The sequence below is a fragment of the Parashewanella spongiae genome, assembly GCF_004358345.1.
Taxonomy (GTDB): Bacteria; Pseudomonadota; Gammaproteobacteria; order Enterobacterales; family Shewanellaceae; genus Parashewanella; species Parashewanella spongiae.
Genome location: NZ_CP037952.1, coordinates 1,797,938 through 1,813,558, shown reverse-complemented (window position 1 = coordinate 1,813,558; position 15,621 = coordinate 1,797,938). Strand labels below are relative to the sequence as shown.

The 15,621-nt window shown below is 38.8% G+C and carries 15 protein-coding genes and 1 pseudogene; 8 read left to right on the top strand and 8 right to left on the bottom strand.

The window, feature by feature from the left end; translation table 11 throughout:
• Positions 1-342: 342 nt before the first annotated feature.
• Together E2I05_RS22980 and E2I05_RS06950 are read left to right on the top strand one after the other, a co-directional pair.
• Positions 343-864, top strand: a complete 522-nt coding sequence (locus E2I05_RS22980) for a DUF6268 family outer membrane beta-barrel protein (protein WP_425325191.1) — start codon at positions 343-345, stop codon at positions 862-864.
• Positions 767-1,057 (top strand): hypothetical protein, encoded by a 291-nt coding sequence (locus E2I05_RS06950; protein ID WP_121852105.1) that lies wholly within the window; start codon positions 767-769, stop codon positions 1,055-1,057. The genes E2I05_RS22980 and E2I05_RS06950 overlap by 98 nt, the downstream gene beginning before the upstream one ends.
• 587 nt (positions 1,058-1,644) lie before the next feature.
• On the opposite strand, the gene E2I05_RS06945 is transcribed toward E2I05_RS06950, so the two are convergent.
• Positions 1,645-2,562, bottom strand: coding sequence for a 1-aminocyclopropane-1-carboxylate deaminase/D-cysteine desulfhydrase (locus tag E2I05_RS06945; RefSeq protein ID WP_121852106.1), 918 nt, complete (start codon positions 2,560-2,562; stop codon positions 1,645-1,647).
• Positions 2,563-2,702: 140 nt separating this feature from the next.
• Between E2I05_RS06945 and E2I05_RS06940 the strand changes: the two genes are divergently transcribed.
• Positions 2,703-3,113 (top strand): YccF domain-containing protein, encoded by a 411-nt coding sequence (locus E2I05_RS06940; protein ID WP_121852107.1) that lies wholly within the window; start codon positions 2,703-2,705, stop codon positions 3,111-3,113.
• A 355-nt stretch (positions 3,114-3,468) separates the two neighbouring features.
• Here the strand turns inward: E2I05_RS06940 and E2I05_RS06935 are convergent.
• The 3 genes and pseudogenes from E2I05_RS06935 to E2I05_RS06925 form a co-directional block, all read right to left on the bottom strand.
• A pseudogene (locus E2I05_RS06935) lies at positions 3,469-4,235 on the bottom strand (IS110 family transposase).
• A gap of 451 nt (positions 4,236-4,686) precedes the next feature.
• On the bottom strand, positions 4,687-5,535 hold the full coding sequence (locus E2I05_RS06930; RefSeq protein ID WP_121852108.1) for a M23 family metallopeptidase: 849 nt from the start codon (positions 5,533-5,535) through the stop codon (positions 4,687-4,689).
• Positions 5,536-5,602: 67 nt separating this feature from the next.
• Positions 5,603-6,481 carry a 6-pyruvoyl trahydropterin synthase family protein gene (locus E2I05_RS06925; RefSeq protein WP_121852109.1) on the bottom strand — a complete coding sequence of 293 codons (879 nt, stop codon included), beginning with the start codon at positions 6,479-6,481 and terminating at the stop codon, positions 5,603-5,605.
• Positions 6,482-6,795: 314 nt separating this feature from the next.
• On the opposite strand from E2I05_RS06925, the gene E2I05_RS06920 reads away from it, so the two are divergent.
• On the top strand, positions 6,796-8,142 hold the full coding sequence (locus tag E2I05_RS06920; RefSeq protein WP_121852110.1) for a dihydroorotase: 1,347 nt from the start codon (positions 6,796-6,798) through the stop codon (positions 8,140-8,142).
• A 611-nt stretch (positions 8,143-8,753) separates the two neighbouring features.
• Here E2I05_RS06920 and yejK read toward each other — a convergent pair.
• Positions 8,754-9,782 (bottom strand): nucleoid-associated protein YejK, encoded by a 1,029-nt coding sequence (gene yejK, locus E2I05_RS06915; protein ID WP_121852111.1) that lies wholly within the window; start codon positions 9,780-9,782, stop codon positions 8,754-8,756.
• Positions 9,783-9,858: 76 nt separating this feature from the next.
• Between yejK and E2I05_RS06910 the strand changes: the two genes are divergently transcribed.
• Together E2I05_RS06910 and E2I05_RS06905 are read left to right on the top strand one after the other, a co-directional pair.
• The gene (locus E2I05_RS06910; protein WP_121852115.1) at positions 9,859-10,077 is read left to right on the top strand and encodes a YejL family protein; all 219 of its coding nucleotides are present in this window, start codon (positions 9,859-9,861) and stop codon (positions 10,075-10,077) included.
• Positions 10,078-10,158: 81 nt separating this feature from the next.
• Complete coding sequence (locus E2I05_RS06905) at positions 10,159-11,943, top strand: DUF3413 domain-containing protein (RefSeq protein WP_121852112.1); 1,785 nt, start codon at positions 10,159-10,161, stop codon at positions 11,941-11,943.
• A 987-nt stretch (positions 11,944-12,930) separates the two neighbouring features.
• Here E2I05_RS06905 and E2I05_RS23115 read toward each other — a convergent pair.
• The 3 genes from E2I05_RS23115 to E2I05_RS23105 form a co-directional block, all read right to left on the bottom strand.
• Positions 12,931-13,371 (bottom strand): group II intron maturase-specific domain-containing protein, encoded by a 441-nt coding sequence (locus E2I05_RS23115; RefSeq protein WP_244935421.1) that lies wholly within the window; start codon positions 13,369-13,371, stop codon positions 12,931-12,933.
• Positions 13,372-13,448: 77 nt separating this feature from the next.
• The gene (locus E2I05_RS23110) at positions 13,449-13,844 is read right to left on the bottom strand and encodes a reverse transcriptase domain-containing protein (RefSeq protein ID WP_243641025.1); all 396 of its coding nucleotides are present in this window, start codon (positions 13,842-13,844) and stop codon (positions 13,449-13,451) included.
• Entirely contained in the window at positions 13,771-14,331 is a 561-nt protein-coding gene (locus E2I05_RS23105; RefSeq protein ID WP_243641026.1) for a reverse transcriptase N-terminal domain-containing protein, read from the bottom strand. The genes E2I05_RS23110 and E2I05_RS23105 overlap by 74 nt, the downstream gene beginning before the upstream one ends.
• A gap of 589 nt (positions 14,332-14,920) precedes the next feature.
• Between E2I05_RS23105 and E2I05_RS06895 the strand changes: the two genes are divergently transcribed.
• Positions 14,921-15,292 (top strand): hypothetical protein, encoded by a 372-nt coding sequence (locus tag E2I05_RS06895; protein ID WP_133309536.1) that lies wholly within the window; start codon positions 14,921-14,923, stop codon positions 15,290-15,292.
• Positions 15,289-15,621, top strand: a complete 333-nt coding sequence (gene tnpB / locus E2I05_RS06890; protein WP_133309535.1) for an IS66 family insertion sequence element accessory protein TnpB — start codon at positions 15,289-15,291, stop codon at positions 15,619-15,621. Before E2I05_RS06895 ends, tnpB begins: the two co-directional genes overlap by 4 nt.

The window sequence follows — 15,621 nt, the reverse complement described above, 5'->3', positions numbered from 1 at the left end:
ATAAAGCGGATAAGAAGTCCCCAAATTACACTATTCAATTGACAAAAATTGTAAATCAAAACTCTAAGGTTAAACCTAAAAACATCAGTTGAACGCTGAGTATATGAGTAACTGTTTGAGCAATTGGATGATTTTATTATCATGTTTTTCATCCAATGAGTGAAATGCTCTACGCTCACAAGCTTGCTAAAATGGCTGCTATCTGCGTTGTAACTTTTGCAAGTAGAATAACTACTTGCTGCAAGCTACGTCTTAATATCAGCCATTTTTTCTACGCTTGAGAACGCAGTCAACTGATGTTTCTAGGTTAAAGGGTTAGACACTGACTTACAGCAAGGTACTTTGACATTCGATGCAAATGCCGCTATCAGTCTAAACAAACAATGGAATATAAAAACGAACATTGGTTACGGCTTAGCTCGCTATGATTGGAGTACGCAATATGACACCTTGCTCATCGAACCATGGACTAGGATAAAACGTATAAGAACATCAATAAACTTAACCTATTTTTATAATAGGAACTGGCTTTTTACTCTTACGCCTCAAGTTAAAACCGCCTTCACGAGTAACTTATCAAGCGCTGATGCATATAGTTATGGCGCCACCTTAATTGGGATGTACCGTTTTGATAACAATAACCTACTCGGACTTGGTGTTTTGTATTCAAACGATTTGAGTAAAGTAAGAACCTTGCCTTTCATCTATCTGAATTGGAACTTCAACGACAAGTGGTCAATAAGAAACCCTTTCCAAAGCAATTTTAGTGGCCCCCGCAGGTATAGAGTTGCAGTACAAACTCAACGAAAAAGCTTCGCTAGGTATAGGGGCAACAGTAAAAAGAGAAAGGTTTATAATTTCTGAGAACAAAGTAACTGCTGAATTAAATGATACGTTAAGCTTTATTAGTTTGAAATATAAAGCAACACCAGTATTCACTGCACTAATGCATCTTGGTTATTATACAAATAGTCAATTGGAATTTAGCGATAGCTTAGGTAAATTTGATCGAGCAAACCATTTTGCTGGTGCTATTCAACTTAGTTACCATTTTTAACGTCGATATTTGAATCCTATAAGCTTCATTTAGAAAAAACATAAAGCGCCTACCAACACTTTTTGCAAAAAATCAAACTGAAAATTTACAAGATTTGTGATACACCTTGCAAAACTTTTAAAATCCTGAATTACTCTTCTAGGTGACGGTATAACAGCAATTCATATGAATTAATACCAATATAAAGCTAAATAATGCACAAGAACATAGTTTGAATTTGTTACATTTATGAAACAATACTGTACAGATCAAGATAAAAATAGATTTCACCTATCATACTGTTTTATATGTTATTTTATAATTGCAACAATATGAACTCATTTTAACATCAATCCAGAGGTATCAAGGGGTTGAAGGCCTTTTTTAACGGTCATCCACAAGCTTATCCACAGTTTTAGTGGATAACTGCCTGTAACCTAGCATTCATGCCATTTTTATGAAAAGTTCATAAAAATGTCAAAGTGAAAAACCTGTAATAAAATTACAAAACCTGAAACTAATCTCCTTTATCTTTCTTAGAAATCATTCGAAAAAACATCTCTGTTTATCACCATTTTTTTGCTACTAGACGCTAATTCACAACAATACTATCTGAGATCAAATTTTCGACAATATCGAGGCAACATTGTTTCATTCCCTTTAAGTCCACCTTGATGAATATACATTAAGGTACAACTCGATAATTCTTCTATGTGCTTCTCAATTGTAATAAACCCTAGAGGATCATAAATAAGCTCAAATTCGATGCCTGCTTCACAGATTTTCTGCCACATCGAATAAAAATTTAGATACAGTTTACCAAAATGATACTTTTTACCAACAGATAATATTTTCGGAAAATACCGTGTGTCATTGGTTAGTTGTTCAAATTGCTGCAATAAATACGATTCACCACCAACCACAGCGCAAGTATAAACTTGAATATCACAGCCCAAATCAACAAAATACTGCTGTAAAAATAAAGCTGTAGTACCTGTTCCTGATGGCAAAAACACGTGTAGCCCACCAATATTGCTATTGTTGCGCCATTCCACTATTTCTTGTGCTAACTCATAAATACCATGCTTGGCATATTCACAACGCCCACCTTCAGGTATGAGAATTTGGTCTTCATACCCATGATTGATAAATTCAAGCCACTCTAATTTCCCTCCTTTTTGTTTAACTTTCTCCGAGTCAACCTCAAGAATGTTTGCACCATTTTTGAGTGAAGCAGAAAAATTTCCAGCAGGGTTTTCTTTTAAATATTCAGGAATTTTATCAACATAAAAATCTAATTGAATTTCTTTAAGCTTCGCTAAACATGATAAAGAATAGAGTGAATTGGCTTGGCAAGAACCATAACCAATTAATTTGGTTATGCCTGATAAATCACTGTCTAAAAAGTACTTAAATTTTCTTGCCTTATTCCCGCTAAACTCTGGATGTAATAAATCATCTCGTTTAACGAATATCTTCGTTTCTGAGAACTGCATTTCATCGACTGGGCTATGAGTTAATTTCATCACTTAATAGTATTTCTTACGATTTCATATTGAGCTATCTTATCAAAATCAATGCTGGTTTTCAGTAAAATCATAGAGTTATCATATTGGCATGATTATCGCTTTATCTTTACCAACAATAACTAATTTTGGAGCTATTATTGGCTGTTTTTAGATTGATTTTTAACATTGCGTGGTTCATTCTAGGTGGTTTTGTGATGGGTTTAGCTTGGTGGTTAGCGGGGCTTCTTTGCTTTATTAGTATCATAGGCATTCCATTTGGCAGATCATGTTTCGTAATCGGCGAGATGGCTTTTTGGCCTTTCGGAAATGAACAAATAAACCGTCGAACACTTTATGGCCGAGAAGACTTTGGCACTGGCCTATTTGGAACTATTGGTAACGTAATTTGGTTCCTTTTATTTGGAATTTGGTTAGCGATTGGTCACCTTACTCACGCTGTTGCCTGTTTTGTCACTATTATAGGTATTCCATTTGGAATACAGCACCTCAAACTGGCGTTGCTAAGCCTTGCTCCTATTGGACAATCTGTTGTAGCCAAACCTCAATAGTTTATGGTTGTAATCATTGCTATATATCGCGAGGTAGCTATAAACTATCTCGCGATTTTTTAATAATACCATATATGGACTCTCCCATTTGCAATGGCATTAATTATTAAAAAACAGGATTCATTACTGTCATATATTCGGCTTATTTATCAAAAGATTAACCTTGTAGCCTTGATGGTTATCCGCTCCTATTACCTTATCAATTATCACGACCTATAACGGTCTTAGGTACTATCAGGTTTCAATAGAGCGGTGCTGAACCGTTTTTCATCAATTAATGTGCTGCAAATTCTGGAGCAACCCGTTGAACATTAACCTTAATTAGTAGCTTTGCTACTCATTCTCTTTCTTACTGTTAAGCTATTTTCAGCTTGTATTCTTCGTTGTGGTTAAGCATTGCCCAAGCCATACGAGCCATTTTGTTGGCTAAAGCAACAACGGCTTTGTTGAACGGCAAGCCTTGCTTTAGTTCCTGACACCAGCGGCTCACTCGGTCGTTTTTCGTCTCTACCCGAGTGATGACAGAGCGAGCACCGTTAATCAATTGTTTTCTTAAATACGCATTGCCACGCTTACTTACCCCTTTTAAGTTCGGGTTGTCGTCCGATGTGTACTGTTTAGGCACAATGCCAAGCCAAGCACTGAAATGTCGACCATTTTTGAACTGATTACCATCTCCCATTGAGGCATATAAAATGGTCGCAATAATTGGTCCAATTCCTGGATTTGATTGCCTAGCGCTGTTTTCATTTTAGTCCGTTGCTCTCTTATTCGGTGCAGTACTTGTATTCCTTGCTGCTCAACCGTTTTAATAGGGACGAAACGCATAGAGTTTCGTTGAGATGCTTCCGCTATTGCCAAAGCATCGTTGTAATCGTTCTTGTTCCCCATTCTAAAAGGCACTACGTACTGAGGTGCGATGGCTTTCACTTCATGACCCAGCTTGTTAAATTCTCTCGCCCAATGATAGGTACTGCCACAAGCTTCCATAACAATAATTGAAGGCTCAGTGTTCACTATAAACTTCAGCAACTCTTGAGGCTTACGCTTAACTCGTTTAATGACCTTTCCAGATGCGTTAGGGACTCTTGAGCTTTCGTGATTGTTTTTGCAGCGATAAATTGGTTATTTTATGCAAGGCAGAGTTTGTGAGGTTTGGTTATTATCGACATACAAAACTGTCGTTACTTCGTTTCCAAATAAGAAAACGATAACGCAGCACCTTTGATTTAGAAAGAGCGACCAATTTACGCTCTCTCTTTTTTCGATGCTTTTGAGCATTCACTGTTCTGTGTTGTGACCAGCTCACTTAGATGGCTAAGCATCACTGCTCACGCATTGAACAGATAAATGCTCAAATAGCACAAAATTTAATCCTGAAAGTTCAACAGACCCTAATAAACACTAAATGAAAAATGTTCTTTGCAATATCAATTCCGATTGTTATTTTAGCCATGTGACTCTCCTCATTAAGTTTCGTTGCTTTTTCCTCCACATATCATGGCGTATTTTGACGCCGAGGGGGAGTGAGGAGAGTCCATACTATTAATTACTGTAATTTGTATAAGACTTATTAATTTTGTTTTATTGCCGTTTTCATATCAGAGACGATAGTAGTTGGATCTAACCGCTCTTGATACCAATTTAGTCTCCAATCTAAATGCGGTCCTGTTGCTCTTCCTGTCGCGCCCACTTCAGCAATTTCATCACCTTTATTAATTCGTTGACCTTTTTTTACATATAACTTACTGAGATGCAGCATGCTCGAACTCACGCCATAGCCATGATCAATAATCAAGGTTCCTCCAGAATAAAACATGTCAGGAACAGCAAGGGAGACAACGCCGTCGGCGGGTGCGATAACTACAGTTCCCGTTTTCGCCGCGACATCAACACCAAAGTGTGGCCTCCCAGGCTTTCCGTTATACACCCGCTGACTCCCATATACTCCAGAAATCCGTCCAGTTAACGGCCAAATAAAATCACTAAAAACGGCTTTGTTTGTCGAATGGATATGTCGAGCTTCTCTGACCTGTTTACTGTCTTTTTTAGATCTTGCAATCGCTTTAAGATCGGGTTGCATGATGGTTTTACTGATCCCTTTTATTTGCTGAATATTATATTTTTGAGCGACAAGAGTAATCGGCTTTATTTCTGCCAAACCGTTGGGATATACTACTTTCAATTCATGTTTTACTTTTGCATCACGCCCAAAACCAAAAACAAAGTCACCCGATGGAGCGAGGTTAAGCACTCTCCCATTAAGGGTTACTTTAGAGTTAGGCGTAACTTTGGCTCGGATCAATGCACCTTGCTTAAAATCACCATTAAATTGAACTTGATTTTCCACGGTGGTCACTTCAGCAAGTGATAAATTTGAGAAACAAAGGAATAACGATAAGAAAACCAACGGTGATTTCATTTACGACCCATATTATTAATGATTACAGGTCGTATAATAAATTTATTTCGATTGAAAAAGCAATTTGCTATTGTTTAGCTTTAGAAGCAATTGCTCCTTTACCAACACCTTCGAAAGCAACAACTTTAAAATCACTGTCTGGTCTTTGCGCAGATAAATCATTTGCAACAAATTCGGCCAGTAATTCCACTGTAGTGTCATGAGGAATTATTTCGCAGCATGACTTAGGAATGGCTAATTGAAATAAACCTTGTGGTGCAACGTAGCTAAACCCATAGTGTTCATCTGAACTAACTTTAGCGTTTTCAGAAAGTGTTAATGCCATTACATCATAGATGTCTTCTTTACTACCTAAATAAATATCCTGCCAACGTTCAGCCCAATATTCATTCCACTTCATTGATTCTACGCCATTTTCATACACTGATATTGGGCTTCTGTGCCCATGAGCAATTCGTTGGCAATTTCCATCATGTTTTTTTAAGCCATGGCTGTAATGGTAAAAGGGTTTATCTAGTGCTTCTGTTCGAAGGGTAAGCTCTATTCCTTCAACATTATCAGGCAGCACTTTTCCAAGCTCGATACGCAAGAAGTCAACGACACTCTCGTAGGTAATTGAATCTGAATTAATAAAAGCGAACGCTTCATCAGGGCAAGCCAAGTGCAATGCACCAACCTCACTTTCGAAATCTACAAATGTCTTATCAATCGTTTGTTCAAACTGCGTCGCGTCAGAATGAACAGGTACAAGTAATCTATGATCAGCGACGTCATCAATTGTATTCTTAATTGCACGCTTAACTTTTGCAAAATCAAGAACCATATTTTGCTCATCAAGGCCGCCCTCAAGCACAACATCAACGATCCAACTCTCTCCGATCATTCCACGCTTTTCACATAAATATGAAAAATCAATTACAGTAAGATCTTTTACAAACAACAGCATAATACTCCTCGACAGAAAAACAGTCTGCCAAATTAAGGCTCCATCGGCGAAGGCCAACAAACCTGAATACAGATACTTATAACCCGCTCAAAAATCCAATTGGAGCAGCACAAGTATAAAATCGAACCTGTAATTTTACTTAATTTTACTTAGGTTAGCGAGAAGATAATTTTTACCTATGAGTGCTACTCATATATTCTCATTTTATGTGATTTAACCCACAAAATTTAGTCAGTTGAGGTATCATATAAATCACCTCTGTATGAGAAACTCGAACTAAGACTAACGAGTCGTCACTTAAAATTAGGTACCCTATGAAGACACTAATTTGTAATGCTCAACTGGTAAATGAAGGTCAAATTTCCACACAAGATTTATTAATCGAAGGTGGTCGAATAAGTAAAATTGCGCGTCAGATCACTGCACCTGCTGATGCAAAAGTTGTAGATGCACAAGGGAATTATCTTATTCCTGGCATGATTGATGACCAAGTGCACTTTAGAGAGCCAGGCTTTCCAAATAAAGGCACCATCGCGAGTGAATCTCGTGCCGCCATTTCTGGTGGGATTACAAGTTTCATGGAAATGCCTAATGTAAACCCTCAAACAACCAATTTAGACGCACTAGAAGACAAATATCATCGCGCAGCTGCAAGCTCATTAGCCAACTACAGTTTTTATTTAGGGGCTACTAACGATAATTTAGAAGAAATTAAACGCCTAAATCCAAACCAAGCTTGCGGCGTTAAAGTCTTTATGGGCGCGTCTACAGGTAATATGCTTGTCGATAATGAAGATACCCTTAATGGTATTTTTGCAAACTCACCTACCGTAATTGCAACCCACTGTGAATCATCTCCTATCATTCAAGCTAATGAAGAAGTTGCTCGTGCTAAATATGGTGATGCTATACCAATGAATTTACATGGTGAAATTCGTTCAAGAGAAGCTTGTCTTGCTTCTTCTAGATTAGCCACTAGCCTTGCTATAAAACATAAAGCTCGTCTGCACGTATTGCATTTGACTACCGCTGATGAATTGTATTTGTTTGAAAAAAATAAACAACTCGCCGATCTTAAAGGCGCGAACATTACTGCTGAAGTGTGTGCTCATCATTTATTTTTCAATGATAGCAACTACGAGAAGCTGGGCAGCTTAATTAAATGTAACCCGGCGATAAAAACAGCAGCCGATCAGCAGGCTCTTATTGATGCAGTTAATAATGATGTCATTGACATTATTGCCACTGATCATGCTCCGCATACTTGGGAAGAAAAGCAGGCAGAAAGCTATTTTAAAGCGCCATCAGGTCTTCCTCTGGTACAACATGCTTTAATTTCTGTGCTTGAACACTATCACAATGGCCATTTTAGTTTGGAAAAAATTGTTCAAAAGACCAGTCACGCTGTCGCTGAACGCTTCCAACTGAAAGATCGTGGGTATTTACGCGAGGGTTATAATGCAGATTTAACTTTGATCGATTTGAATAAACCCTTTCATGCGAATAAAGAAAACACTCGCTACCATTGTGGTTGGTCAGCGTTTGATGGCTATAATTTCCAGTCCAGTATTATTGGTACTTGGGTTAATGGTAATCATCTTTTCGATGGAGAAAAGTTCATCAATCGTCAATTCGGTCAACGATTAGTGTTTGATAGATAATACCAATTACAGTAATTAATCTCTCACTCAGCAAGAACTAGAGGGGTTCAGTGCAAGGCACAAGCTCGAAGTACTATATGCCCTAACGACCGCCATACAAAGCTGGCGTTCAACGCACTTCGTGCTTTTGTCGGGATAATTCAAGTGCTTGTAACGCAGTAATGGAACCCTTTAGCCTTGCCCTTCGGGAGCTTGTATGTGCTCACTTTGGTTTATAAAGAATACTTTTCAAAATTGTCTTGACGTAGCAATGTAATAACGACAGCTTTGTATGTCGCTAACAACTATGCCTTCATCAATTTCGATTGCACTTTGAGCACATAAATACCTGACGATAAATTATTAAACATTTTGCTCATATCTTAAGCACTCTACAGCGTTGTGTCTCAGGTTGCATAGCTACGGCTATGCGTCCCTCCCCACGTCTTGTATTGAACTCAAACTATGAACAAAAAAGTACTCAATAACTTATACTCAGGTACTTACATAGCTCTGAGTTGAGCATTTAATTACTGTAATTGGTATAACCACCAATCGTAAAATTGTGATCAAAAAGCCAAATCGCTATTAACGGTTTGGCTTTTTATGTTTTGCATTAAAAATAAATTTTGTTATTCACCCTTTAGGCGTCTATCAAGTTGATCTTTAAGGTTTGCTGGAACACCTTTTATCATAATGGTGTTTGAGATCGGATCGTAAATCACTCTATCGCCTAAATGATTACCATCAAAACTCAAACTGACTCCACCACCAGCGCCAGAAAACTTCTTAAGCTGCCTTAACGTTGCTTTATCCGCAGGAAAGGCGTCATCCAGTTCGTATTCACCACCATTAGCAAAATCGTAAAATGAATCCATTCCTGTCTCGCTGAGCTCTTCGGTAAGCTGCTTAAGATCTATATCATTTCCTTCGTCTGAACGTTCAGTACAATAATCGTAAACTTTCTCTCGAACCTGCTGACTTTCTTCTTTTGTCAGTTCGTTACCTGAAACAAAATCTTCTACGGCATTCATTAAGCTTTTATTCTGAGATTTAGTATTGACGCCTTCCACACATCCCATGAAGTCCAAGAAGAAATCAGCCACTTTTCGACCAGCTCGCCCACGAATAAAAGAGATATACTTTTTCGAGTCAGGCTCAGCTTGAAGTTCGGTTAAATCAATTCGTGCTGCTAATTGAATGTTGCTTAAATCAAGATGGTTATTTTCTGTTAGCTCCATATCATCAAGTACCGTCATCGACGATTTGGCATTTAACAGTGCAACGAACAAATAATCACTCGTGATACTGGTATAACAAGCCATCAGTAAAAAGCCACCTTGGCTAAAGTCATACTTTGACAGTTCATCTTGTAATAATTTGCTACTTTGACCTGAAAACTCAACAAAGCCTAATTCATTATCACGATATTTTGTTAATGCATCAGAAAAAGCAGAGTTTGCCTCACCATCTTCACCATGAACACCAAAATAGCCAAACCCTTTTCCAGCCTTACTTGTGTAGATTTGATGAAGTTCCTCAAGCATATGCTCTGCAGCTTGGCTGTTTAATAGCGGTTGAGGGCGCAGCCGACAACGCAGCTTTCCCTGACTGTCTTGAGTAATTTCGTGAATAATGGCTTGGTCAATAGAAATTGTCATAAGTGTTTGTAGTGATAGTGAGTGAAATATTCGGTATTATATGCCGCTAATTACTATCTTTGTGAATCATTTTTTTATGGCTATCCAATCAAAATACAATAATGCTCAAGTAGAATCGTTAATTACAGAGATATTTGCAGTACTCGATAAGCAAAAATCGCCAACAGATCTAAGTTTAATGGTACTTGGTAACTGTGTTTCTCATTTACTGCAAACCAAAATCCCCGATTCTGCAAGGCCAGCTGTTGCTGAGCAGTTTGCAAAAGCATTAGCACAATCAACTAAACTGGATTAATTAATTAAATTCAATACAATAAAAACGTAATTACTGAATTAAATATCGACCGACGGGCCAATAATACCGATGCAAAAAAATATGTTTGAACATAATATCCAACTCAATAGAGATAAGGTTTCTAATCTAATCAATTGGGGTCATTGGTTCGCATTTTTTAATGGCTTACTCGCCATTATTATTGGTTCGCGGTATATCTCTACTCTAGGTGAACCAGATACTTGGTTAGGTTGGAGCTATTTAATTCTTTACACCGTCGGGCAGTTCAGCTTTCTTGCTTTTATTATTTATTTGATATTCTTGTTTCCAGTTACCTTACTCGCACCTTATTCAAGAGTATTACGTGGCTTTGCAGCCACTATTGCGACAATCGGTCAATGTATACTGTTATATGACACAGTCATATTTTCTGACTATGGTCTGCATCTGAGCCCTTTTGCTTTTGAACTCGCTTGGACCGATATTAACTCGCTATTGAGTGGTGGAAAATTGCTACTCGCGCCCGTATTATTTTTGGCATTTCAATTAACCTTAGCCAATTATTTATGGAAACGTATCGTAACACTTCAAAAATGTAATTTCGGCCATAAAGTGCTTATTATTATTGGGATTTGTTTTGTTAGCAGTCACTTATCCCATATATGGGCCGATGCGACTAATGTTACTGATATCACTCGTTATGATGATGCGTACCCACTGTCTTATCCAGCCACAGCAAAAACATTTATGGAACGCCATGGCATCGAACGTCAAGACAGCACAAAGCTCAACAGCCATAACGATGGTTCGTTAACTTACCCGTTAACTTTTCCACAATGTAAATCAGATATCAAACCAAATATTCTCTTTATCTCTGTTAATAGCTTCCGTAAAGACATGGTGAACTCCGACACCATGCCTTTTCTTTATCAATATTCACAAGAAAGTTTACATTTCACCCATCACTTTAGCGGCGGAACAAGCTTTAATAGCGGTATGTTTTCTATGCTTTATGCCATACAAGGCAGCTATTCAAGTGCCATCGAGCTCTCTTATACTAGCCCTGTAATCACTCAACAATTAAAGAAATCTGGTTATGATCTTGAGCTATTTTCAGATCAAACTAATATCGACTACAGCTCACCCAAAGCAATGTTTAATGACTTCAAGCTGAATCTAACACCTAAACCTCAAAATAGCGCGATGACTGACGTTGCTGTAGTTAAATCGTTTAAAAACTGGCGTAAAAAACAAATCAAGCCTTGGTTAGCACTGGTCACTTTAAACGCCACAGCCACTTACGATACGCCCGTAGGCTTTTTGGGGATTAAAACCATCAAAGCCCCTATAGAATACCAACCAGAACAACGAGTCTTATTCAACCAATACAGACAAGCGGCACACTTTACTGATCAACAATTAAAAGTACTTATTTCAAACATTGATAAAGACACAATCGTTATCGTAACTGGTGCAAAAGGTGCAGCTTTTGATATTAATTCAAATAACACTAAAAGCTCGCTTACTCCTGAAAATGTGAATGTGCCACTGATCATACATGGACTACAATTAGGCGCTAGAAAAGTAAACTACCGCACCAGCCACTATGGCATTGCACCAACCTTAATGAGCCTGATTCTTGGTTGCACCAATCCATCAACGGATTACAGTTCAGGTCAAAGCTTAATGAGCCCTGATTCGCAGGATTGGATTTATGTTTCGGATCAAAAAGCTTTCGCTATTTATCAAAATGATGAAGTTACTGTCATTGATAATCATGGGAAGTACCGGATTTATAATCCTGACTTAACACAGCGATTGAAGAAAAAATTGAGTGCTCCTGAACTTATTGAAGTCATTCGGGAAGGCAGAAGACTTTATCAATAATCCTAGAAGCATCAGTTGACTGCGTTCTCAAGCATAGAAAAAATGGCTGATAGTAAGGCGTAGCTTGCAGCAAGTTATTCTACTTGCAAAAGTTACAACGCAGATAGCAGTCATTTTAGCAAGCTTGTGAGCGTAGAGCGCTTCACTCATTGGGTGAAAGCCATGATGATAAAGTCATCTTATTGACTCAAACAGTTACTCATATACTCAGCGTTCAACTGATGTTTTTAGGATAATATAGCTGCAAGCACTTTCACGCCTTGAAAAACTTACCGTTGAAAATGCTCTGAAAGTTGTATCTTCAAGTAAGTACCTAGTCAAATGCTTTTTTCTCAAGAAGTCGTTAATTACAGACGTTTCAGCAAGAAAAATATTCGATTACGTTTGACTGGGTACTTATCACGGGGATATTAATCAGGATCTCTGGTTATACTAATTCTTTCTACTCGTTATGGCTTCATCAACGTACGGTCGAACGTTATACCAGTTACAGTAATTAATCTCTCACTTAGCAAGAGCTAAAGGGTTTCAGTGCAAGGCACAAGCTCGAAGTACTAAGTACCTGAGTATAAGTTATTGAGTACTTTTTTGTTCATAGTTTGAGTGCAATACAAGACGTGGGGAGGGACGCATAGCCGTAGCTATGCAACCTGAGACACAACGCTGTAGAGTGCTTAAGATATGAGCAAAATGTTTAATAATTTATCGTCAGGTACTTATATACCCTAACGGCCGCCATACAAAGCTGGCGTTCAACGCACTTCGTGCTTTTGTCGGGATAATTCAAGTGCTTGTAATACAGTAATGGAACCCTTTATCCTTGCCCTTCGGGAGCTTGTATGTGCTCACTTTGTTTATAAAGATGTAATGAGGTAAGTCGGATAGGCGACACCTGTTACCAGATGCCGCCCTCCTAAGAACCCAGCGTGCAACTTTCACTGCACTGGGCTCAAGCCTCCACTAAGGCTTAATTGTTACCCAGCAATATCACAAAGCCAACATGACTGGTGTGTTCCATGAATTTCTACTTGTTTTACAAAGCTTGCGTTCGTTTAAATAAGTAGCATATTCAGGGTCATAAGGTGTCGCAGCACCTTTTATTTTGTTATGTCGACAAATTGGTATTCTAGATATCTCAACAAGATTTAAAGCGCACTCCATGCCAGCAATGATCTGCTTTCCTTGAAATCTCCAGTAGCCATTGCGGCTCAAGAAATATTTCTTTGCGATCCATTTCTTACTTTTGTTGGGATGACGCCTATTAGCCCATCTCCATAAGGCTTGGAATACTTGGCTGTTTACGTAACTGAAGATCCGTTTGGCTGCACTAAAGCTATAGTAATTAGCCCATCCTCGAAGTTTGGGATTCATCATTCTGATGAGTTCTTCCCCTTTAATTGTCGGGTGTTTTCGGATAAGTTGACGCATATTCTGAATAAATAACAGCACATTACTCTTGCTTGGTTTTGTTAGCAGTTTCCTTTTGTATTTTCTAATGTTGAATCCTAGAAAATCAAAACCAGCGGTTTAACTTTATTAACCAGCACTTCCTTTGATGCACCAGTTATCACAAAGTCATCAGCGTAAGATATAAAATGAATTTTATCAGCTTTAGTTGGAATTTTTGACTTGATAAAGTCCTCCAACCCTGCCAATGTAAGTAACATTAACGTTGGAGATATTATACCGCCTTGAGGAGTACCTTCTTCAGTTCGGCAGAATACTCCTTTGTCGATAAAACCACACCCAAGCCATTGCTTTAACATCCTTTTGTCCGTCGGGATGTTATCAATTAGCCATTGATGACCAATTTTATCAAAGCAAGCTTTAATATCGCCTTCCAGAACCGCATTTTGCTGAGCTCTTTTTACACAAACATATAAAACATTGTTGTATAGCATCAGCAACACAGCGGTTAGGTCTAAACCCATAACTGTTAGGATCAGCGAATGTCTCAGATACAGGCTCTAATGCAAAAAGATATAACGCTTGCTGCGCTCTGTCTATCATGCAAGGGATACCTAATGGTCTGAGTTTGCCATTCTTCTTGGGAATATAAATACGCCTGAGCGGTTTGGCTTTATAGCCTTTTCTACTCAGTTGGTTAACCGCAGCCATTCGACGGGAGTCTGTACTCCATACGATACCGTCGACACCTGGCGTTTTACTACCTTTATTTTGTGAGACTCGTTTCACAGCAAGAAGTTTTGCTGCTCTTGAGTGAGTTAATATCCATTGCAAGGACTTTACCTTGCCGTGTTTATTATCTCTTATCGCTTTTGCAATACGCATTTGAAGCTTTAATACGGCTACTTCAACTGATTTCCAGTTGATGGATTTCCACTGTTTGCCGCAAGGAGATGCACTAATCTCTGATGAAATTATCATTTGCGTTTCTCCTCTAATAAAGTTCCTCAAACTCTCTTGCAACGGGAGACCAGCTGAAAGTGGGCTCACTTTCGTGCCAGATATTCATCTGTATCTGCATCATTACAATGCAGCATTTGCTTTCTCCAGCCTCCTTTACCTGCACAACTATCGGCCATCCTCACAGACAGCTTTCCCACTGGGAGCAATACAGGCTTACCATGTTCCGTATATCACGCAATATCAGGTTAGTCGCCCACATTAGTGCGGAGAGTATAGTGATCACGAAAGAGCAACTTTAAAACTCTTTTCCTACTCTCAATGCCTTTTGGCTACAGCGTATAAACCACTTCCGCTGCTCGTACGATAATGCACCTGCATGGATTCACTTACATTCGTCATACTGATTACCTAGCACTTACCCGATTTTGTGGTTATCAGGAAGAACGTCCTCTCACGATTCGTTTCCCGTCGATTAGACTTCGTTACATTGTCAGGTTCGCTTCTTTATTCAGAACCTTAGGTTCATCTGGTGAGTTTACGGCAGCATAGTGCAACTTTAACCCAATAATTTGATGTAATGATGGCAGATTAATTATCGGAGCCCATCATGCCAAATATAGAGCCATTAACTCGCGTCGCCACAGTCTTCGCCCATTGGCGCATAAATAAGCCGAGTCGCGGAACTAAAATACCAAACACTCTCCGCGAGCAAGCCACTTCATTGCTAGAGCATTACTCATCATCACAAATTTGCACCGCTTTACGTATCAGTGGCTCTCAATTTAAACAATGGTGCCAGGTATCAAACTCGGCAGAGTCCATTACAGACTTCATTGAATTACCCAACTTACCTGAGGTCATCAAGCCCAATTCCCCAGTAAAACTTGAGCTGAATCTATCTAATGGCGACAATATTCATATACAAGGTGTGGTGGATGTTCACTTTATTTGCGCCCTTATCGGGGCAATGAAATCATGATCTATTTAACTTCCAACAGTCGTATCTTCATTGCGACTCAGCCTGCTGATTTTCGCTGTAGTATCGATGGACTGGCGGCCGTGTGCCAACAGCGCTTGTCGAGTAATCCGCGTTCAGGCTCGATATTCGTCTTCATTAATCGCAACAAAACCATGATACGAGCCCTCACTTATGAGCATAATGGCTTTTGGCTGATGACCAAACGGTTATCAAAAGGAAAATTTCATGGATGGCCACGTCATCATGGCGTTATGCAACCGATGGCTGCGGCACAATTACGGCAATTACTGAGTGGTGAACCTTATTTATCTTCAAGTCGATTGAAATAA